At 39.5% G+C, this 23,433-nt stretch carries 15 protein-coding genes and 1 tRNA gene; 2 read left to right on the forward strand and 14 right to left on the reverse strand.

Going from position 1 to position 23,433, the window contains the following annotated elements; translation table 11 throughout:
- Positions 1-27: 27 nt before the first annotated feature.
- The 8 genes from GR929_RS11190 to GR929_RS11225 form a co-directional block, all read right to left on the reverse strand.
- Complete coding sequence (locus tag GR929_RS11190) at positions 28-3,339, reverse strand: TonB-dependent receptor (protein WP_201300976.1); 3,312 nt, start codon at positions 3,337-3,339, stop codon at positions 28-30.
- A gap of 226 nt (positions 3,340-3,565) precedes the next feature.
- Positions 3,566-4,540, reverse strand: a complete 975-nt coding sequence (locus tag GR929_RS11195) for a FecR family protein (protein WP_235934278.1) — start codon at positions 4,538-4,540, stop codon at positions 3,566-3,568.
- A gap of 63 nt (positions 4,541-4,603) precedes the next feature.
- Positions 4,604-5,200: an RNA polymerase sigma-70 factor gene (locus GR929_RS11200; protein ID WP_159519799.1), complete on the reverse strand. Its 597-nt coding sequence runs from the start codon at positions 5,198-5,200 to the stop codon at positions 4,604-4,606.
- 310 nt (positions 5,201-5,510) lie between these two features.
- Positions 5,511-5,584 (reverse strand) — tRNA-Ile (locus GR929_RS11205).
- Positions 5,585-5,685: 101 nt separating this feature from the next.
- The gene (locus GR929_RS11210) at positions 5,686-6,342 is read right to left on the reverse strand and encodes a lipoprotein signal peptidase (protein WP_159519801.1); all 657 of its coding nucleotides are present in this window, start codon (positions 6,340-6,342) and stop codon (positions 5,686-5,688) included.
- 249 nt (positions 6,343-6,591) lie between these two features.
- Complete coding sequence (locus GR929_RS11215) at positions 6,592-6,969, reverse strand: TraR/DksA family transcriptional regulator (RefSeq protein WP_159519803.1); 378 nt, start codon at positions 6,967-6,969, stop codon at positions 6,592-6,594.
- A 115-nt stretch (positions 6,970-7,084) separates the two neighbouring features.
- Positions 7,085-10,522: an isoleucine--tRNA ligase gene (ileS, locus tag GR929_RS11220; protein WP_159519805.1), complete on the reverse strand. Its 3,438-nt coding sequence runs from the start codon at positions 10,520-10,522 to the stop codon at positions 7,085-7,087.
- A gap of 160 nt (positions 10,523-10,682) precedes the next feature.
- Entirely contained in the window at positions 10,683-11,339 is a 657-nt protein-coding gene (locus GR929_RS11225) for a hypothetical protein (RefSeq protein WP_159519807.1), read from the reverse strand.
- Positions 11,340-11,576: 237 nt separating this feature from the next.
- Here GR929_RS11225 and GR929_RS11230 point away from each other — a divergent pair, with 237 nt between their 5' ends.
- Both GR929_RS11230 and pyk read left to right on the forward strand, forming a co-directional pair.
- Positions 11,577-12,416, forward strand: coding sequence for an SGNH/GDSL hydrolase family protein (locus GR929_RS11230; RefSeq protein WP_159519809.1), 840 nt, complete (start codon positions 11,577-11,579; stop codon positions 12,414-12,416).
- 392 nt (positions 12,417-12,808) lie between these two features.
- A complete protein-coding gene (gene pyk, locus GR929_RS11235) occupies positions 12,809-14,278 on the forward strand; it encodes a pyruvate kinase (RefSeq protein ID WP_159519811.1) in 1,470 nt (489 codons plus the stop codon).
- Positions 14,279-14,386: 108 nt separating this feature from the next.
- On the opposite strand, the gene GR929_RS11240 is transcribed toward pyk, so the two are convergent.
- The 6 genes from GR929_RS11240 to GR929_RS11260 all read right to left on the reverse strand — a co-directional run bounded on the left by GR929_RS11240 (position 14,387) and on the right by GR929_RS11260 (position 23,399).
- Positions 14,387-16,852 (reverse strand): ABC transporter permease, encoded by a 2,466-nt coding sequence (locus tag GR929_RS11240; RefSeq protein WP_159519813.1) that lies wholly within the window; start codon positions 16,850-16,852, stop codon positions 14,387-14,389.
- A 32-nt stretch (positions 16,853-16,884) separates the two neighbouring features.
- Positions 16,885-17,727, reverse strand: a complete 843-nt coding sequence (locus tag GR929_RS11245; RefSeq protein WP_159519815.1) for an NHL repeat-containing protein — start codon at positions 17,725-17,727, stop codon at positions 16,885-16,887.
- A gap of 126 nt (positions 17,728-17,853) precedes the next feature.
- Positions 17,854-18,003: a GxxExxY protein gene (locus GR929_RS22005; protein ID WP_262886044.1), complete on the reverse strand. Its 150-nt coding sequence runs from the start codon at positions 18,001-18,003 to the stop codon at positions 17,854-17,856.
- 10 nt (positions 18,004-18,013) lie between these two features.
- Positions 18,014-18,232 (reverse strand): GxxExxY protein, encoded by a 219-nt coding sequence (locus tag GR929_RS22010; protein WP_262886045.1) that lies wholly within the window; start codon positions 18,230-18,232, stop codon positions 18,014-18,016.
- 66 nt (positions 18,233-18,298) lie between these two features.
- A complete protein-coding gene (locus GR929_RS11255) occupies positions 18,299-20,704 on the reverse strand; it encodes an ABC transporter permease (RefSeq protein WP_159519817.1) in 2,406 nt (801 codons plus the stop codon).
- A 334-nt stretch (positions 20,705-21,038) separates the two neighbouring features.
- Positions 21,039-23,399 (reverse strand): ABC transporter permease, encoded by a 2,361-nt coding sequence (locus GR929_RS11260; protein WP_159519819.1) that lies wholly within the window; start codon positions 23,397-23,399, stop codon positions 21,039-21,041.
- Positions 23,400-23,433: the final 34 nt, after the last annotated feature.

Here is a 23,433-nt window from a genome sequence, read left to right on the forward strand (position 1 = left end):
ATCTTATCTATTTTGATTAACATTGAATTAGAATTTAGCATTTATACCAAACGAGTAGATGCTATTAATCGGATAATAAGAAGGACTATCTCCAGTTGAAATCTCATTTTCCGGATCCCATCCTTTGTAGAACGATGTGAAATTGTACAGGTTCTGTCCGCTAAAGAAAACCCTTAGATTCTGTAAACCAATGCGCTCTACAATTCTTTTTGAGAATGTGTAACCAACCTGAACATTTTTGACCCGTAGGAAACTTGCATCTCTCACCCAATAATCAGAATTTTGTATATTAGTGTTACTCATATTAAGTGTTTCTAATCGGGGATATTCGGCCCATTTATCGGGATTTTCTATAGTCCAGCGATTATTTACTTGCCATTGCTGAATCTGACCCCCATTGTAAAATGCATAAGCCATATAGGAACCTATGAGGCGCTTATGGCCACCAAGCCCTTGCAAAAGCGCAGAAAAGTCAAACCCTTTAAAAGAAGCATTCATATTTAATCCATAGTAGTATTTGGGCGTTGTACTACCGAGTACTGTTCTGTCATAAGTTGAATTTACAACTCCATCAGGTACTCCGTCAGGGCCACTGATATCTTCATAACGAACGTATCCCGGTTTCAAACCATCCTTACCAATAAGCTGATCCGGTGCAGCATCTATTTCTGCCTGATCTACGAATAATCCATTGGTTTTGTAGCCATAAATAATGCCCAGCGGTTCTCCTACAATACGGTTATTGTTCAAATCTTCTGTCGCGCCATCTGCCAGCTCTTCAACAGCATTTTTTATGTATGTAAAATTTGGTGCGAAAGATAAATTGAGATCATTTCCAATTTTTGTATTGTATTCTAAACGAATCTCAAGACCTTTGTTTGAAACTGCTCCAATATTCGACTGACCCACAGATCGTCCCATAATTTGGGTAACCTGAACAGATGATAAAATATCATCTGTGTATTTATCAAAATAATCAACTGTACCATTCACTTTTCCTTTCAAAAGGCTAAAATCTAAACCAATATCAATAATTCGGGTCGTTTCCCATGATACTTCAGGGTTATTAAATGTCGTAATTCGTGCTCCTGATTGTAAGGTTCCCGGACTACCCAATACGGCATTTTGGCCCAATGAATATGTTTGCTGATAAGGATATGTGCCGATATTTTGATTACCAAGAACTCCATAAGAGCCACGTAATTTCAAAAGTTCAACAGATTCACCAATCTTTGAGTCTTTCCAGAAGTTTTCTTCTGACAGACGCCAGCCCGCAGAGAATGAAGGGAAAAACCCCCACCTTGTATCGGATGAAAACCGAGAAGAACCATCGTAACGAGCATTAACCTCTAATAAATAGCGGTCTGAAAATGAATAATTCATACGTCCAAAGAAAGACATTAGAGCCCATTCACTTGAAGATCCGCCATTGGTCATGGTTGATCCCGAACCTGAGTCAAGCTCATACAAATTATTATTGGGGAAAGTATTTCTCGCAGCCGTCAGATAATTGTCCTTAAATTCTTCAAAAGATGCTCCTCCCAATATTCTGAATGAGTGCAAATCCAGCGCCTTATTGTAGGTCGCCAAACCTTCAAAATTTTTATAGGTTCCATTATAGGATGAGACACTCAATGAAGCGGGCCCAACTGTTTTTGAAGAATCAAAGTAGGTCTCAGCACGATAAGACTTATTGTAATCTGAATGATATGTTATCCCTGACTTACCGCTTAGCGATAAACCATTTACAGGTGTTTCCCACTCCAGTTGCATTGTTCCTGTAACTTTTACGTTGTTACTCTCGTTGAATGATTCGCTTGCCAACCATGCCTCAGGACTGTAATTATCCTGGTAACCAAATGATCCATCTGTTTTTTTACCTGCATAAATAGGACCTTCTCTTACAGCATACCCAATCATTCCTTCTATACTTTGTGGTTCGCCGTTTGGCGACTGATAAGCATTGGTATAGGCGTTCAAATGGGTACTTAAAGTCAGCGACTCCAAAAGATTGCTTTGAGCATTCCACAGAACATTATATCGCTCATTAAATGTTTCAGCAGTCATTCCATCCTGCTTCCAGTAACCAACAGAAAAATTTTGCGTTATCCTTTCATTTCCTCCTTTAATGCTTACATTATGCCGATGCTGAAATCCAGAACCTGAATTCAACAACCACTCTAAATGATTTACATTGGGATAGTTATCAGGATCAGAACCGTTTTTGTACTTCTGAATTTCTTCAGCACTGTAAGCTTCTGCATTGCCCATATTTAGCATTGCTTCATTGTAATAGGTCGCGTATTCCCACGATGGTAAGAATTCGGGAAGCTCAGTTGGTTTTTGCCATCCAAAAGAATTATTGTACGAGACGGAAAATTTACCCTCTTTTCCCTTTTTCGTCTGAATTAATATAACACCATTTGCTGCTCGGTTACCATAGATTGAGGCAGATGCTGCATCCTTCAAAAAGGAGATACTTTCAATATCATCGGGATTTACATCATCAATACTACCTGCCATTCCATCGATTAAAACCAATGGGTTATTTCCTGCACTTGAGAAGGTACCTGTTCCCCTTATCTTAACAGTAGCTCCCGCGCCTGGCCGCCCCGAAGACTGCACGACGCTTAAGCCGGGAACCAGTCCGGCAATTGCTTGCGACGTTGTAGCAACAGGCTTATTGGCAAGCTCGGTTGCCTCTATAGCTCCCACTGATCCAGTCAAATTGACTTTTTTCTGCACACCATAGCCTACTGCCACAACCTCTTCCAAGCCAATAGCATCCTCTTCCATGGTAACATCAACAACTTCTTGCCCCTGAACAGGAATTTCTTGCATGGACATACCAACAAAAGAAAAAACCAAATATGCATCCGAAGGAACATCTGGCAATCGATAGTCTCCATCCATGTCCGTTATTGTTCCTTTTGTGGTTCCTTTAACGATCACTGTCACTCCGGGCAAAGGTGCCCCTGATGAGTCTGTGACATTCCCACTTACGGTTAATCGTTGTTCATTTAGCCCCTGGTATTCTTGTTTCGATGATATAATGATATTGCGATCAATGATCTTATAATCAATATTTTCTCCTTCGAAAACTTTTTCCAAAATTTGTTGAACCGAACTGTTCTCTATGGTTAGATCAATTTCTTTGTATACATTCACCCTACTGGCATTATACATAAACGAAAACTCCGACTGATCCTCAATTTGTTTCAACACATCCTTGATTGTCTTATTCTTAACATTCATACTTATTTTCGAATGCTGACTATAAACATTTGCATAGGCTCCTAACAGGCCAGTTGCACAGATAAGGAATATCAACAATTTCATTTTCATCAATAATTTTCTCCAAGAGAATTGAATAGACAATAAAACTCCTGGACTACATTTTTTTTTCATAGTTTTGTAATGTTTATTCAGCTCATAAAGAACCTGGTTATGGCTGTAACCTGTTTCTTATTTACTGAGTTAATAAATTTCTCGAATTAAAAGGTTTGCCTCTGGCAAGCCTTTTTTGTTTAATTTTAAGGTTTTACAGTTTTATTCATTTAAGTTTTTAATTAGGTTTTATTACTGTTACTCTTTCTCCATTTATTTGGTATTCCATCGGTTTCAAAAGCTTCAGCAGAGATAAAGCTTCATTCAGGGATTCCGTCTTAATTTTAAAAGTCAAAAGTTCCCCATCCAATACTTCCTGATCAACCGAAAAGTGAACCCCATACCAATGCTCGAAATAATCAAATACTTCTTTGATCGTCTGCTCCTCAAATACCAATTCGTTTTTCGTCCAAGCCAAAACCAAGTCAACGGCTTTTTTTTCAAGCTCGATTTCTTTAGATTCTTTGTCATAAGTCAAAAAATCGCCTGGATTAAGCTTGATCAATGTCCGGCCATCACTCTCAATTCCTATGCTCCCAGTTTTCAAACCAACCTCCACCTTCTTTCCGTCGTCGTATGCTTTGACATTGAATTGCGTTCCAAACACCTTAACATCAATTGCATTTACTTTCACGACAAACTGGCTGGAAAAATTTTTTCTGACGTCAAAATAGCCTTCCCCAACAAGCTCAACATTTCGGTTAGCCTGATTGAAATTTTGAGCGTACTTTATTTTAGAGCCACCATTCAACCATACTGTAGAACTGTCAGGTAATAGTATTTGGGTTTTTTGTCCCGGGGGAGAAGTAATTTCAGTGAATTCCAGAGGCCTCCAACTATCGACTTTCGCTCCAATCCAAATGCTCACAAATATGATAATCACGGCAGCTGCAACCTGGGAAGCTAAACGATAAATGTTCATCCGTCGTTGGGATACTTTTATAGTTGAACGAACTCTTTCCCATGCCTTAGCCCTATTCGGAGAAAACGAGGGCGGTAATTCTCCTGTTAATTGCCAAACCGCCAGGAGATCCTGATAGATATTTCTATTCTCCTTACATTCATTAAACCAAGCATCTATCTCTTTCGAATATTCGCGTCCGTTAGAAACAATATGCCGGACGATTTTCATTTGAGAAATGGTGTTTCCCATAATTGCTAATAATGCGTTTTATCACTATAGCACTTAAGTTACCGTCATCCCCCAAAAAAAAAATTAAAAAAAATGAGCAAGAAGGAAAAAAAACAAAATTTGATTATAATATGGCTTTAAAAAAGCTTTGATTTTATGAATTGCAATTGTAATTTGGTTTTCTACTGTCTTCGTTGACAAATCCAGCTTGGCGGCTATTTCCTTGTTCGTTAATCCCTGGTCCCTGCTCAACTGGTATATTTCTTTGCACTTTCCGGGCAATTGATCGATCGCGCTTCTTATCAGATTTTTCAAATCCTTGTATTCCAGATAATCATTCGTTATCTGGTTGACCTGCAAAGAATCGTTAATCGCGAATTTTAAGCGGTTTTGAGTTTTAAAATTTCGAATATGGTTTAAACTTTTATTTTTTGAAGCAGCATATAGATAAGATTTAATCGAACTGTCCTGATTTAAATTCTTTCTGTTCTCCCACAGATATATGAAGGTATTTTGGACAATATCTTCCGATAAACTTTCATCACGTACATAGGCATTCACGAAATTGCATAAATCATCATAATAAGTGTCAAAGAAAAATTTGAATGCTTCTTCATCACCTTCTATTAGTCGGTGAATGATAAAAATTTCTTCACTTGATGCTTGTCCCTTTTTCATCATTTATATCGATGTAAATAACCTCCAAATGAATGTTTTTTTTTTCATTTCTCCAATAAAAGGTTTTAAAACATAACGAACACTTCTCTCGAATAAATCTCTAAATCAACCTTTTGATCCAATACTTTTCTCAATCAAAAATACCTAGCAATGTATTTTCCCATTCGCTGCCATGAGTAAACATTGTCATTATAGAAGAATGAAGAGTTACCATATAACTCATCTGTTTCGTATTCATTTTGTTGTACCCATGTTGTACCCGGCTAAAAAACGAAAAGCACCCCCATTTCTGAAAGTGCCTTGTTTATTGATGTGGGCCCACCTGGGCTTGAACCAGGGACCACCTGATTATGAGTCAGGTGCTCTAACCAACTGAGCTATAGGCCCTAAATATTTTGAATAAATATTCTTATTTTTCGGTTTGCAAGTTTACAACATTAGCTTAAAATACACAAGCAAAATCCGATATTTTCTACCATCAGTCATTCTCAATAAGAACTCGGTTCAGCCGCTTCTTTGGTATCGTCATTTTCGTTCTCAAGCTTGTTAAATGCCTGACGATAAAATAATAGTATGCTAAATATTCCAATCGTAATAGCAGAATCAGCAATATTAAAAACCGGCCTGAAAAACAAGAAACTGTCGCCTCCTTTCAGCGGCAACCATGTGGGGTATCGTCCTGAAAAGATCGGGAAGTAAAGCATATCGACCACTCTCCCGTGTAAAAAAGAGGAATAGCCTCCTTCTGCGGGAAACAGGCTGGCAACCTTCCCATAGCTTTCTGTAAAAATAAGACCGTAAAAAGCACTGTCGATGATGTTGCCAATGGCTCCCGCAAAAATGAGAGCAACACAGGCGATGAAACCCATGGGCACTTCTTTATTTTTAACAAGCTTAAGCAAATACCATCCGATGCCAGTTACCGCAACAACCCGGAATAAGCTTAATGCAATTTTACCATACTCTCCGGCAAATTCAATCCCAAAAGCCATTCCATTGTTTTCAACAAAATGAATTAAAAACCAATCGCCCAAAACAGAAAACTCCTGTCCCAAAAACATGTTGGTCTTCACCAATATTTTCACAAATTGATCGACAAAAAGAACAGAAAAAATAATGAGTAGGGATTTTGCTAATCTAGACATGATTGTAATTTCATCCGTTTATAATATATATTTTTCAAATGCAACGTGTGGAACTCTCAACAAATTTAATCAGGCTTATTTATGAGATATCGCTAATAAATTTCTTGTTCGTTCTCTCTATAATTGTTTGTCTTCAAAAGATACCACATGTCGAAGCGCTAACTCTAACGACTCATTTCAACACAAAAAAAATGATTGAAAGAGAATCTACACTTTCAATCATCAAACTATGTTTGCCGACCATCAATCTTATTTTTGGCTGTTTTTAGCTTCAATACTCAAAGTAGCATGAGGAACAGCACGCAAACGCTCCTTCGCGATTAGTTTACCTGTTTCGCGGCAAATACCGAATGTTTTGTTTTCGATACGTACCAAGGCTGCCTGCAAGTGTTGAATGAACTTTAGCTGTCGCTGAGCCAGTTTTCCGGCCTCTTCCTTTGAAAGAGTAGCAGCACCTTCTTCTAAAACTTTAAAAGTCGGTGAAGTGTCCTGCGTATCATTCCCATCACTTAGCGTGATCGAATTCCGATAGAGTTCGTAATCTTCCTGCGCTTTTTCAAGCTTACCAAGAATCAGCTCTTTAAATTCAGCTAACTCAGCATCTGTATATCTCGTTTTCTCTGTCATAACCGTAAAATTTAGTTATCCCTGTGGGTATATCGTTATTTTTTATATCGGACCCTAAATTATAAAAATATTTTGAATTGTTTAAGGTCATAAAACATACTAAACGATCGTAAGTTTAACTTATTTTATTTAAATGAATAAGAGCTTCTGTATCCTGATCAATTTCAACTTTTGCAACGCCCTTTTCATCAAGCTTATCGGTCAATTCAAGGCTTTCTGCAAGCGTTTGATTACTAATATATTCTTTGAAGTTCTCAATCGCTTCATTAAACGAATCATTTTTCTCAATTCGTATATTAATACGATCAGTCACCTCAAAGTTGCTTTCTTTCCTCAGGTTCTGAATTTTGTTGATGAACTCACGCGCAATACCTTCCTGCTTCAGTTCTTCCGTTAAATTGATGTCCAAGGCAATCGTCATGTCGCCTTCGGTTGAAACCAACCATCCGGGAATATCTTCCGTCGTGATTTCAACATCGTCGATGCTAATAGTTATTTGTTGGTCGCCAACCGCCAATTCATAAGTACCAATTTTCTCAAGGCTTGAAATTTCATCCTGCCCAAACTGTGCAATTGCTCCTGCAATTTGCTTCATCATTTTACCATACTTTGGCCCTAAAGCTTTAAAATTCGCCTTTATTTTCTTTTTAATGACTCCGGCAGTATCGGTCAGGTACTCAACCTCTTTCACATTCACTTCCGACAAAATGATGTTTTCCACAGCTTCGAACTGCGTCTTGAAACGATCATTCAAAATAGGAACCATAATTTTTGCCAGTGGCTGACGTACTTTCAGTTTTTCTTTCCGGCGCAATCCCAGGATCATGGATGACGCTTTTTGAGCAATGGCCATTTTTTCTTCCAAATCCCGATCGATTAAACTTTCATTCGCGGTTGGAAATTCCGCCAAGTGAACACTTTGATCAGGTTCCATTCCCGTCATCTTATTCAAATCAGAGTACAACTGATCGGCATAAAAAGGCGCAATAGGTGCCGCTAATTTAGCTACAGTTACCAAGCACGTGTACAAGGTTTGGTAAGCCGAAATTTTATCCTGATCGTACTCACCACCCCAGTAGCGTTTGCGGCTTAAACGCACAAACCAGTTACTCAGGTTCTCGCTCACAAATTCAGAAATGGCTCGTCCGGCACGTGTTGGCTCATAGTTTTCAAGGCTTTCACCAACTTCTTTCACCAACGAATTCAGCAAGGAAATAACCCACTGATCAATCTCAGGGCGGTCACTTACCGGGATCTCTTCCTCTTTGAACCGAAAACCATCCACATTGGCATACAAAGCAAAAAATCCGTACGTATTATAAAGTGTTCCGAAGAATTTACGGCGTACTTCATCCACACCTCCAACATCAAACTTGAGGTTGTCCCAAGGTTGTGAGTTCGTTAGCATGTACCACCGTAGCGGATCGGAACCGTACATTTCAATTGTTTCGAAAGGATCAACGGCATTCCCCAGGCGTTTCGACATTTTGTTTCCAGCCTTATCCAGCACCAATCCGTTGGAAATAATATTTTTAAATGCAACCGACTCATCAATCATGGTTGCAATAGCATGTAGCGTAAAAAACCATCCACGTGTTTGGTCAACTCCCTCAGCAATAAAATCAGCAGGAAACACATCCTTAAAGATGTCATCATTCTCGAAAGGGAAGTGACGTTGCGCATACGGCATGGCGCCAGAATCAAACCAAACATCAATCAAATCAGGCTCGCGAAACATCTTCTGTCCATCATCACTTACCAAAAAGATGTCATCCACAAATGGACGGTGCAAATCAATTTTATCGTAATTTTCCTGGCTGTATTCACCTGAAGTAAATCCCTCGTACGGATTTTTATCCATCACTCCGGCAGCCACGGCCTTTTCAATTTCTGTCATCAAATCTTTAACCGAACCGATACACTTGGCCTGCAAGCCATCTTCAGTACGCCAAATTGGAAGGGGTGTTCCCCAAAAACGAGAACGGCTCAGATTCCAGTCTACCAGGTTTTCTAACCAGTTGCCAAAGCGTCCGGTTCCGGTCGATGCCGGCTTCCAGTTGATCGTGTTATTCAACTCAATCAGCTTGTCTTTTACGGCAGTGGTTTTAATGAACCAACTATCCAGCGGATAATACAGTATTGGCTTATCAGTTCGCCAGCAATGCGGATAACTGTGCTCGTGTTTTTCTATTTTGAAGGCTTTGTTTTCCTTCTTCAACATAACCGAAATATCGACATCCACTGTTGAATATGACTCATCCAACAGTTCGTCGTACTCATTTTTCACATAGCGGCCATTAAATTCGCCATAGGTTTCAGTATTCACATTCGACTGCACAAATTCCGATGCCATATCTTCGATGCGGAAGAAACGACCTTTACGATCAACCATTGGCTGATTTTTACCTTCTTTATCCAGAACGAATAAAGGAACAATGCCATTTTGCTTAGCCACACGATCATCGTCAGCACCAAAAGTAGGTGCTATGTGCACGATTCCAGTACCATCTTCGGTTGTTACAAAATCGCCGGTTATCACCCGGAAAGCATCTCCATTTGGTCTTACCCAGTTGATCAGTTGCTGGTAGTTCACCCCGGCAATTTCCTCTCCGGTATATTCTGTAATTACTTCAAAAGGTATTTTTTTATCTCCCGGCTTGTACTCGTCAAGCGAAAGTTCAGCATGCTTCGGATTGAAATGTGAACTCAACAAATCCTTAGCCAAAATAACCGTCATCGGCTCTCCAGTGTATGGATTGAACGACCGCACTTTCACATACTTAATCTTCGGACCAACACACAATGCCGTATTCGAAGGCAAAGTCCATGGCGTAGTTGTCCATGCCATGAAGTATAGCGGAGTATCGACTTCTTCGTATAAAAATTCTGATTTATCATCTCGAATGACCGCAAACTGAGCAACCGCTGTCGTGTCTTTTACATCACGATAAGTTCCCGGTTGATTGAGTTCGTGAGAACTCAACCCGGTTCCTGCTGCCGGCGAATAGGGCTGAATGGTGTATCCTTTATAAATCAGGTCTTTGTCGTACAGCTTTTTCAGCAGCCACCAAACCGACTCAATGTAACGGTTGTCGTAAGTGATGTACGGATCATCCATATTCACCCAATAGCCCATTTGGCGGGTTAACTCTTCCCACTCTTTGGTGTATTTCATCACCTCGCGGCGACAGGCTGCATTATACTCTTTAACCGAGATTTTGCCACCAATATCTTCTTTTGTAATTCCCAATGATTTTTCCACACTCAGCTCCACCGGTAACCCATGGGTATCCCAACCGGCCTTACGATGAACCCGAAAACCTTTCATGGTTTTGTAGCGGCAAAAGGTATCTTTTATGGCGCGTGCCATGACGTGGTGAATTCCCGGCATCCCGTTCGCAGAGGGTGGGCCTTCATAAAAAACAAAGGTTTCATTCCCCTCGCGGGTGCTTATACTTTTATGAAATGTATCATCGTCTTCCCATTTTTTCAGAACATCCTTGTTCACCTGAGAAAGGTCTAATTGCTTGTATACAGGGAATTTATCGCTCATTGGATTCCTATTTTGTCGTTCTTTTTTTAAGAGGTACAAATATAGAAATTTTTTGGGTTCGGGCAGGCCTTTCAACAGGAAAGGCAAAAGGAGATTATTGCATTGGAAATCATCGGAAAAATGAAGATTGTGAATTGGTAAAAAAGCCTCGGCACAAACGCTAAAGTTTTAGAATAAATGAAACACGAACCATATGCTCTGAATTAAAATTTGATTGATCCGGTTCAGTCCGCAAATAGCTCACACCAATACCTGCCGAAAGGCTTTCCTCCTCCGGTTCATTAATCAAACGCAAGCTTAATCCATAATAGGGATTATTGAAGTAATTTCGGTTGAATTCAGCTATTTTAGCTTCCTTAGAAACCCACGATTCATTTAATCCGTCCCACTGTCGGCTTCCTCCATGATACTTTAAATTTTCGTACCCTAAAAGTATTGTCTCAAAACGTGGCCCAAATTGAAGAAAATAGGATTTCCCAAATCGCTGTTGAGCCATCAATGACAAATTAAAAGTTGAATACACATAGCCTCCGGAATAGTAACTCTCGCCCCCCGGTGATGCCAAATTAGTGGATAAAGAATGATAATTCAGCCCGATCCCAAATGCTTTTACAACAGAAAAAGACTGCTCATGTTTTCGATTCCAACATTCGCTAAAATCAACAAAAAACGAACTCGGGCTTAGCCCTCTCGCCTTATAGCTTTCATCAATTTGTGCTGAAGTAAACCCAAGTGTAAGCTCCGGAAACCAAGCATCTTGAGCCAAAGCGCTCAAATGGAAAGCAAAAATTGACAGTAAAATCAGAAAAGATTTCATGATTGATTTTTCTTTTAAAGGTAGAAAATTAATCTTAGGAACATAATCATTCGTATCGAAAACAAAGTAACCTTTTCAATTTATCTGCTACGGTTCAGCGATTCATTAAAAAGATGTTTAAATTTGTGATTCTACTATACGGTCTTGAATTCGATCAAGCCTGAAAATGGGTTGAAAACAAACCACTATGTAAATAAATTGGTATCGTTTAATTTGAACTAACGTAAACAAATAATTATGAAAAAACTGATAGGGATTTCTATTTTAATTCTTGTATTAATCGTGCCCGGATATGGTCAGGTTTTAAACAAAGCAACAAAAGCCAAAGATGTCCAGCTGTCTCAGTGGAATGGAAAAAAAGTTGCCTTTTTAGGAGATTCGATGACGCAGAAATGGAAAAAGGATTCGACCCGAATTGTTTACTGGGAGTACCTGGCAGAAATGATGGGAATTAAACCTTATGTTTATGGCATTAGCGGACATCAATGGACCGGTATTTACGGACAGGCATTGAAATTGAAAGAAGAGCACGGAACAGATGTTGATGCGATTTTGATTTTTGCCGGAACAAATGATTATATGCATAATACGCCAATGGGCAGCTTTTATCATGAAACCGCCAAAGAAACCAACTTCAACGGAACAAATGTTGTTCGAAAATACCGGGTCATGGAAGCGAGCGACATCACCTTTTGCGGAAGAATCAATAAAGTAATGGCTTTTTTGAAGAGCAATTATCCCAACCAGCAAATTATTATCATGACTCCCATTCATCGCGGTTTTGCTACATTTAATGCTACGAATGTTCAGCCCGAAGAAAGCTTTGCCAACGCGCTTGGCTTATACATTGACGACTATGTAAATACACTAAAACAAGCCGCCTCAGTTTGGGCTGTGCCTTTAATCGACTTGCACTCGATAAGTGGACTTTACCCGATGGAAGATTCGCAGGTAAAGTATTTTATGAATGAAAAAACCGATCGTTTGCACCCGGGGTCACTTGGTAATTATCGATTGGCAAAAACAATTCAATATCAATTATTAAGCTTCCCGTCAACCTTTGTTGAAAAGCAGTAACTTTTATACGTTCATCTTTTATTCGATGCATTTATACTTTAAAATCGAAACACATGGAGCTCTCTATGGAATTTAATCATGCTTGTTTGTGTAACAAACAGGTATGGTCGTTTCATAATTGTTAACAAGCGTGTCCGGTAAATAGGCAACAGCAATATTTGTAACACGATATTCCTACATTTGTAGCCGATTTATATCTAATTTCTACGTTGATGTATTTCTTAAAACACATCTCTTCATAATCACAGAAAAAACGGACAATTAGATACTGAGACATGATACGTTAATAACGGTTGTCTTTAAATCAACAGATTTTACCGATCTGGAAATTGTAGATCCCAAAGAATTGAGAGGAGGTAAAATTTACGCGAAGCAATCAACAAAACACACATATGATAAATTACAACACAAAGACAAAAATTATTGCAACCATAGGGCCTGCAAGCTCATCGAAAGAACAGCTAAAGAAGCTATTCGAAGCCGGAGTGAATGTATGCCGTCTGAACTTTAGTCATGGTTCACATGCCGATCATCTGGAAGTTATTGATCGCATACTGGAACTCAATGACGAATTACGCACGCATGTTGCATTGCTGGCCGACTTACAAGGACCAAAACTACGGATCGGGGAAGTTGAAAACAATGGCGTTGAATTAGTTGAAGGAGCCGAAATTAAATTTGTAAATACACCGTGCGTGGGAAATCTCGAGCGTGTGTACATGAGTTACTCCCGATTTGCGAAAGACGTTCAAATTGGTGATACCATTTTGATTGACGACGGAAAACTTAAGCTTGAAGTAACAGCGACAAACGGAAACGACTCGGTAAGCGCCAAAGTGATATACGGTGGAATTTTGTCATCGAAAAAAGGCGTTAACCTGCCCAAAACAAAAATATCACTCCCGAGTTTAACCGAAAAAGATATTGCCGATGCAGAGTTCGCATTAGAACACAACGTGGATTGGATTGCATTATCGTTTGTTCGAAAAGCTCAGGATATTCTTGATTTACGCAAGCTTGTTGAAGCCAAAGAGAAACATACGGGCATTATTGCAAAAATTGAAAAACCAGAAGCTCTTGAAGTTATTGACGATATTATTAGCGTTAGTGATGGAATAATGGTAGCACGTGGAGATCTGGGTGTTGAATTGCATTTTTCGGAAGTTCCGATCAAGCAAAAAATGATTGTTGATAAATGTGTTAAGCATGCAAAACCAGTTATTATTGCAACGCAAATGATGGAAAGCATGATCAACAACTTTAGCCCCACGCGCGCCGAGGCCAACGATGTTGCAAATGCTGTTATTGATGGAGCTTCGGCTGTAATGCTAAGTGGTGAAACCAGTATTGGTAAATTCCCCATTGAGGTCATAAAGGCAATGGTCACCATTATTCACGACTCGGAGGAATATGGTTATAAATATTACCGAACCCAGGAGCCAAAGATTGAACAAGAATCATTTATTCTGGATTCGACCTGCCACACAGCATCTTTTATGGCTATTCAGTCAAATGTAAATAACATTATCGTATTGACTTATTCGGGTGACAGTGTAAGAAAAATAGCGAGCTACCGCCCCAAAGCCGACATCTATGGATTTACACCCAATAAACTCCTGTTGCGTCAAATGTCTTTGTACTGGGGAGTGCAATCCTATCCCTGTCAGGACTTTATGTTTACCAACGATGCCGTAGAATACACCCTTACGACCTTATTTTACCAGAAAAAGATTGAAGCTGGTGAATTAGTTGTGAGCGTTGGAACATTGCCATTGAATAAAAAAGGAAGCACAAATATGGTTAAGTTTTCTTATTATAAATCTGATGCAATAGTTCGGGATCAGGATGACCATCAAGAATAAAAACTCAGGAAAAAAGATAGTTAATAAAGAAGAGACCAGCTAAGCGTGTTAGCTGGTCTCTTCTTTATTTATTACCACAATTGCTTTCAATAAAAAAGAATGAATTTATCACTCATACCTCAACGCTTCCACCGGATTCCAGGTTGCCGCCCTCCAGCTTTGCCAACTCACCGTTAATAGTGCAATACCAAGCGCCAACAATCCGGCCAAGGCAAAGATCCACCAGCTTAAGTTGGTTTTGTACGCAAAGTTTTCGAGCCACTTACTCATGGCGTAGTAAGCGATGGGCGTGGCAATTACAAAAGCGACGATCACCCATTTCACAAAGTCTTTATTGAGCAGGGCAAGTATTTCTGAGATTTTGGCTCCATTTACTTTCCGGATGCCAATTTCTTTTACACGTGCTTTTGAAGCGAATTTTGCAAGGGCAAACAGTCCCATTGCTGCAATAAAAATAGTTAGCAACGCCAAGGCCAGGTAAACCCGCCCAAAATTATTATCAGCCTGATAAGCTTCATTGAAACAGTCGTCTAAAAAGCGGAAATGATACTCTTCCTGAGGATAAAGTTGATTCCAGAGTTTTGTAACAGAGGCAATGGTTGCCTGCATATCTTGCGGCGAAATTTTCACAAAGTAATAGCCAACTGTTCGGTACCACCACAAACTGTTATAATAAATTACGGGCTTTATTTCGTCTTTCAGCGAAAGGTGGTGGTAATCCTTTATTACTCCCAAAATTCGACAGGTATTGTCGCCAACAACCAGCAGGCTATTGACTGCCTTAGCGGGATCGATACCCAATTGTTTGCAGGCCGATTGATTGATTAAAACTTCATTGGCATCTTTTCTTGATGTTGGACTAAACAATGAACCGGCCAGCAAATCGATGGAAAAGAGATCGAAATAATCATAGTCTACCCGAGCAATAGAGAATGGCTTTTTATTTTCCTCCTGTCCGTGTATCCAAACCTGATCGCTTGATCGGTGATAATCTTCACCGGCAACAATTTCAGCTGTTGTGAACCCTTTTACGCCGGGAATTTTCTGAACTTCGCTTCGAAATGTTTCCAGCTTCGATAGCTGATCCGGTTTTTTAATCATCGTCATCGGGCTGAAAGAAACCATCGTATGATCCATTTCTATCCCGGTATCGGTGTTTTGCATAAATTGTAACTGCCTAAAAACTGTCATTGTTCCAATAATAAGAAAGATGGCAATGCCAAACTGAAATACGACCAATGCTTTTACCGAAGCCAAAGATCCCCTGTTTAATTGAGACCTGAAACTGCGGGCAGATTTCAGCATTTTACTCACCACATACAGAAATGGATAAACCGAACTTACGAACGTTCCAACCAAAACCAGTAGGCAGCAAACCAAGATTAACATCCCCCAGCTCAACGAGAAGATTTCAAATCCACCAATCGTGATAGCACTTTTCAGGAAAGCAGCCCCCAGCAAAAAGCTGATTAGACCGGCAATCAAATTGAATAGGAAAGCTTCTCCAAAAAACTCAAACAGCAAATGACCACGATTTGCCCCTAAAATCCGATGAACTCCCCGGTTCGTTGTTTGACTGATGGATGACGCCACCGAAATGTTAATGAAATTCAACAACGAGGTAACAATCAACAATAAGCCAATCAAGGCAAAAGCCCACACTTTTACGTTACTTCCGTTTGCAAACATTTCGCCATCCTTCTTTGAAAACAGGTGAATCCGACTCACAGGCATGAATTCAAACTGAACGCTTTCATTATTTTGCCTGATATGTTGAATACAAGGTTCAATAGCCGCCGTATATTTGGCTTCTACATCTTGGATATGAGCTCCTGGCTTTAAACGAATATAGGTGTAGCCGCGGGTTCCTTTCCACTGTCCCTGCGAGTAGGGGTCGCGATCGACCCACGAAGAAAGCTGACTGTTATCCAACTCTCCTGTTGCATAGTCAAAGTTGCGCATGTAATACAAAAGCGCTTTTCGCTGAAGGATCAAGTCGAAGCGGATATGGCTGTTTGCCGGCACATCATCAAACACACCAACTACATTAAACTCCCAGCCCTCATTTAACTTAAACGATTGGTTAACAGGAAATGCTTTCCCAAAAAGCTTTTGAGCCAACGACCGGCTAATAATGGCATTGTGGATATCATCAAACAACTGATTTTTGTTTTCACTGGCAATTTTCCGCGGGAATACCTTAAAAAACGAAGAATCGGTAAAAAACATATTCACGTCCTGCACGCTGGCATCGGGTGTAAAAACGGTAATAATATCTTTGTCTAAGTGCGTGGCTGCTTCAATTTCGGGGAGCTCATTTTGCAAAACAGCCCCCACCCCATTGTAATTTTTTGCCGTATTGACCAGCTCGTTACTTTGATCACTACGTTTTAGTTCTACCCGGTACATTTGACTGGCCTCTTGCCAAAAACGGTCGTAGCTTTTCTCCGAAATGATCCAAGCTGTAATAAACAGAAAGGCAGTCATGCCAATGGTTAATCCCAGCAAATTAATGAGCAGATTGGTTTTACTATTCAGTATTCTTCTTAGTAATGAGTTGATCAGTATCTTCATCGGTTGGTTAATATTCGTTGTTGTATTTTGGTTTATTGTTCTCCCCATCGATACGCTCTCAAGGTCTTATTCAAGGTTGGTACTAATAGCAGGTTTTCTTCAGGTATAAACTCAATATCGGCAGCAATAACCTTTTCAGGTCCAAGGTCGAGAGCCAGCGATTTCACTCCCGAGCTATCAAGATGCCAGATTTCACCTTGCCAGGCTCCCGAAACAAAAAAGCCATTCCGGCCATCAGAAACTATTCCGTCGCAATTCTCTATTCCAGAACAAAACTCGGTCAACGACCTTGTCGTTTTATTTACTGAATAAATAGTTGCGTTCCCCATATTCAATACCAATAAGCTTGGCTCAACGCATAACAGCCCGTTCGCTCCTTTAAGCAACGGATCATCGCACCAAACCGAAACGCTGTCGTTTGCCAGCCTATAAATCTTGTTTCCTTTGCAGTCGGAAATGAAAACATTGCCTGATTTATCGGCAACTGCATCGTTGAGAAAAATAGCATTATCAATTTTTAACTGCTTGAGGATTTCTCCTGTTGTAATGTTTATTTCCACCACTTCGTCAACATCGGCCACGAAAAGCTTATTGCCATCAAGAGCCAACCCTTGCGGGCTGTTCAACCCGCCAATCCACTTCAGTTCTACAATTTTCCCATCCAACCCCACCTTTGAGATAAAGCCGTTCCCGTCTTTAGTGCAGTAGTTGCCATTGACGTTCGAAACGTAAATCAGTTGGTTCTCGCGGTCGAAAATAGCCGATTCAGGTTTTGCCATTACGATGTCGGTTTCCCAAACCAGGGAAAGGTTCTGACTGTTTGCCTGCAACATTGTTGTCAGAAGAATACTTAAAAGCGTCGTTTTTAAATGCATTTGATAATTATTAAACTGTCGATTTATATAGCTATTCATACCTCAGTGCCTCATCCGGATTTCTTGTGGCTGCCCTCCAACTTTGCCAATACAATTATCTGAATCAGGATTTTAGGATTTTCAGGATTAATGTTTCCTGAATAATCGCTTTACTTCTAAACTCGTTGATCCAAAATTGATGAGCCGGCCTTTCTCTATTTGATAGGCCGTCAAATAATTTAAAGCTTGAGCAAGATGGACATCTTCCAATTTGACCAAAGTCTTTAATTCAACCATCACTGTCCCTTCAACGATAAAATCCGCTGCGGGTTCCCACCTGAATGTTTTCGTAATAGATTGGCATTTCTTGTTCTCTCAAGAATTTGAGACCTGCTTTGTCCATCTCAATCGCTAAACATCGTTGATAGATTAGCTCTTGAAATCCATTCCCCAACGTATTGTGCACTTTCATGGCACAACCAATAATTCGGTACGTCAATTCATCATCTATTTTCTTATCCATCATTTTAAATTCTTGTCAATCTTCTAATCCTGTTCATCCTTTCATCCTGCAAATCCTGATTCCGACATTTTATTCATACCTCAACGCTTCCACCGGATTTCTCGTTGCAGCCCGCCAGGTCTGCCAACTAACGGTAAGCAATGCAATTCCCAAAGCCAACACCCCAGCAAGGGCAAAGATCCACCAGCTTAAGTTGGTTTTGTACGCAAAGTTTTCGAGCCACTTACTCATGGCGTAGTATGCAATGGGGGTGGCAATTACAAAAGCGACGATCACCCATTTCACAAAGTCTTTATTGAGCAGGGTAAGTATTTCTGAGATTTTGGCTCCATTTACTTTCCGGATGCCAATTTCTTTTACCCTTTTATTTACGGTATGCGACACCAACGCATAAAGTCCCAAACAGGCAATCATAATTGCCAACAGAGAACTTACTCCGGCAAGTTGCCCAAGTTGTTTATATGAAACATATTGTTTGTCAAAAAAACTGTCAAGAAAAAAGAAATCGGCCTGAGCCTGCGGGTAGTGTTTTTCCCAAACCTGCTTTGCTGTTTTCATTAATTCCGGAATATTTGCCGTACTAACCAGCGCCGGGTAATAGCCAAATTCATGCGGGTGTTTGAACTGATAAATATAAGGTTCCAACTCCTTTTGTAACGATTCATGATGAAAGTTTTTAACAACACCAACAATTTCAACTTCCCGTTTTCCGATATTTATTTCTTCGCCAATTGCCTCACCTGATGATTCAAACCCCATAACCTCAGCAGCTTTTTCGTTGATAATTACATTTTTATTTTCGCTGGTTATTATGGGATAGAAATTTCGACCCGCAATAATTGGAACCTGGTAGGTCTCAAAATAACTTTCATCAGAAAATGAAATATTAAATGTTGTATTTAACTGTTTTCCTCTCCGGCCAACCGTTACATTACTATATCTGTTTGTTTGCCCGGGAATATTCATCGTTGCAGTAACTTTTTTAACATATGGAGATTGCAAGAGTTCCTCCCGGAAAGCACGGTACTCATGGTATCGTCTTTCTCCGGTCGTATTATTGGTAGCCGGTGCCCGCATAACCAAAACCTGGGTCGGATTCATTCCCAGGTTACTTTTTTCCAGAAAATTGATTTGTTTGAATATTAAAGTCGTCGAAACGATAAGAACAATCGCCAGCATAAATTGAAAAACAGTCAGACCATAACGAATGGAACCTAAACCACTGGAATTATTGACTTTGTTGTTTATAACCTGCAAAGGTGCAAATGAAGATTGGAGCAAGGCTGAAATGGACCCGGTAAAAATTATACCTGACAGAAGTAAACCTCCCAACATGAGCCAAAACCACAATTGCAAAAAAGTAGTAGCTGAAATGTTACTGTTAACAAAGGACCTGAACAGTGGTAAAGCCATAAAAATAAGCAGCAATGAAAAAAGTACGGCGACAAAATTGATAACGAACAATTCGACGAAATGATATTTAACTAAAGACCGGTTATTAGCGCCGTTTATTTTTCTGATGGCCGATGCCTTAACACGCTCAAATGACAAAGCAGTTGATATATTGATATTGTTGGTCCAGGCGATGAATATGATAAAAATGGCGATAATAAATAACAACTTCACTTTTGTAAAATTTCCCTGAGGAACGAATTCACCTTCCAAATCCGATTTTAAATAAATATCTTTTACCGGTATAATAGAATACCCCACTTCCAAACCATCTTTTCCATTATTTGTGAGGTATTTTTCAGATATGTTTGTTAGCAAATTTGTTATCTCCTTTTCGGTGGAGGAAGGCGTTTTTCTGAAATAACTTGAAACAAAAATCCCTCTCCAACTTCCCCGAACATTCATACCGTAATCGGCGAGGGTATTAAAACTCACCACAAAGTCGTAGTGCAAATGTGTATTGGGAGGCAAGGTTTTGAACACAGCGGTTACAGTAAAAACGATACCTTCATTGAGTTTTATAATTTTTCCGATCGGCTCGTCATTGCCAAAATAAATACGCGCCATCTTATCAGAAATTGCAACCGTGTATTTATTTGACAACGCTGTTGAAATGTCTCCCAATACCATTTTATTTTGAAAAACGTTAAAGAAAGCACTGTCTGCCCACACTACATCCTGATTATACATCTGAACATTATCGGTATACATATAACACGATTCATAAAACGCCCTGCAACTTGCTGCAATCAATTCTGATTCACCCTTCAGGGCCTGACTTAGCGCCGATTGCGTTCGGCAACTGTTGGTCAATTGTTTCCCATCTTTTGAAGCGTGGTAACTAACGCGATACAAATTTTCCGTTTGCGGATAAAAGCTGTCATAACTTTTTTCATACTGAATCTGCATCCAGAGCATGGCTGAGGCTGCTATTCCGATGGATAGGCCAATTACGTTTATTACAAAAAAACGCCGGTGTCTTAAGAAGTTTCTAAAGATTTGTTTCAAATAGTGTTGAAGCATATTTACATGTATTTCGGCAATGGTCTTTTTTTTGATGACTATATAGTTGATACTTACAGTTAGGATAATTTTAGCTTATCCTAACCCATACTTCAATTATTTTGATCAACCAACCATCTAAAATCAAATAGGATACCTAAATTTCAAAACACTAAATATCAAACAATTACATTTTGAACAAACTATTAAATGTTAAAATTATAGACACACTGTGTTAAAATTTTATACGAATAAATATACAAATCAAACATTAATGTAGCTATCTCAACGCTTCAGTTGAAACCTCCATCTTACTCATGCATTAAAGCCTCCATCCCAAACAATCGGGATTTCATTACTCATACCTCAGCGCTTCAACCGGATTTCGCGTAGCCGCCCGCCAACTCTGCCAACTCACCGTTAATAGTGCAATACCAAGCGCCAGCAATCCGGCCAAGGCAAAGATCCACCAGCTTAAGGTTGTTTTGTAGGCAAAGTTTTCGAGCCACTTATTCATGGCGTAGTAAGCAATGGGTGTAGCTATTACAAAGGCTATGGCTACCCATTTTATAAAGTCTTTGTTGAGCATTATTAATACTTCGGAGATTTTTGCGCCGTTTACTTTGCGGATGCCGATTTCTTTTGTTTTCATTAAAATGGTATTATATGTCATCCCTAGAAGTCCCATAACTGATAGAATAACAGCTAATATTGAAAATGCACTCACCAGCTTAGACTGGTTCTTCTCATGTTCATAGAACTGATTGATTTGATCTGTCAGGTAATACGTATTGACAATTTTATCAGGTGATATCTCTTTAAAAAGCTGATGAATACTTTCCCGAACTTCACCATCGTTGATCCCCGAAGTTTTAATGGCAAACAGACGCATGTGGTCCGGATGTTGCTGAATGATTACCATGGGTTGAATCAAATCGCGCAATGAATGAGCGCTAAAATCTTTGACAATTCCCCGAACATGAAAGCCATTAAAGATATCGCCAGCTTTCAGATTATATTTTAATGCTGCCGATTCGTTAAAAATGACATCGCGCCGCTCTTCGTTAAAATCATTGAATCCTTCGCCATCTATCAACTGCATTTGCAAAAGATCAACCATTCCCTTGCCCATGATTAAGCCATCGAAAGCGACCTTTTCACCTTCATACTGCAATTTTACAGGAAGAAAATTATTGAACGGTGGAATAAATGAAGAACCCGCACTAGTGATAACCCCTGGTAGTTTTTCCACCTCATTTTTAATAACGTGAAACTGGCTGGTTAATTCTTCAGAATTAAGTTCGCAAACCAATACATGCTCGGGATTGATCGCAGTGAAATTTGTAAGGGCATAATTGATTTGTTTTTTGAGCGTGAGCACGCCAGTAATCAAAACGATAAAAATTATAAAATGAAGACTCAAAAATGAATTCCGCCACTGTTTTGAACCTGGACTGTTTGTTGACTTCCCGGAAAGAAGCAAAACTGCAGAGACTCCTGAAACTGTTGATCCAATAAGAATACCCGATAAAGACCCTGTGACAAGAATAATTGCAATTAAAACCAGCCAGGTTCGCCACATCAAAAACACATCCAGATCAAGTGTTAGGCTTAGTGTGTTGTTAATAAATGGAATGCCAGCCACAATAACGGCAATCGCGGGTAGAAGGCTTAACAATGTGCTGAAATTAGATTCAAAAAGGATTTGCTTTCTGATGGAATTTTGCGACGCTCCCAACGCCTTTTTAGCCCCAAGTTCTTTTAATCTGGAATTGATCTTTGCTTTTGTCAGAAACACATAGTTAACCATGGCAATAAGCAGAATTAACAAGGCAATGGCGATATAATAGATCAACTCTACAGCATTGCCCTCACGAACAAAGTGATTGGCAGTAAGTGTATTCGACTGCAAATAAATATCAGTAACCGATTGGAGACGAAAATCTATTTTTTGCCGTTTTTCATCGTCTGAAAATTTCTTATATTTTTGCATTCTTTCGGCAACCTTATCAGGATTGATTGAAGGAGACAACTGAAGATATGTGTAAAAAGCATTACGATCCCAATTTTTAAATTCTACATAACCACTGTTATATTGTCCGAACATTTTCTTTTCAAACCCAAATATTTCCCCGCTCAAATTGAGGCTTGCAATGAATTTAGGATTAAGTGTTGAAGTGGAAGGGAAATCGGCATAAACACCAGTGATTACCAACGAAATAAACTGCTGGTTAAGACGAACCTCAAGTGTTTTCCCGAGCGCACTTTCGTTTTTGAAATATTTCTGTGCCATCTTATCTGAGATGGTTACCTCACCCCGTGATTGAGCAGGAACACCAAGTTTCAAATTAATTCCTAAACATTGAAAGATAGAAGCGTCTGCAAAAGCAAATAGCTCGTCCTGGAGAATTTCATTGTTTTGGTTTTTTACCTCGACATCAGATGTTTGGTAATATCTAAAAAAGTCATCGACAAATGACAAGTCCGATTTTATAGCTTCCCCCAGCGGATAGGAAGTCCGGCAATCATCACCCTGAACCACTCGATATAAGTTTTGATGATTGGGAATAAAAAGGTCGAACGAATTTTCATGAATATATAGCAGCGCCAGTAACATAATACAGCCAAGCCCAATCCCGAGCCCCAAAATGCTGATAGCAGATTGAATTTTGTTTTTCAAGATTCCACGGATAGTGATTTTAAAATTGGTGTTCATATAGTAGTTCTTTATCATTAATAGATTTAGGCGT

Origin of the sequence: Sunxiuqinia indica (assembly GCF_009847015.1) — a bacterium.
Classification (GTDB): Bacteria; Bacteroidota; Bacteroidia; order Bacteroidales; family Prolixibacteraceae; genus Sunxiuqinia; species Sunxiuqinia indica.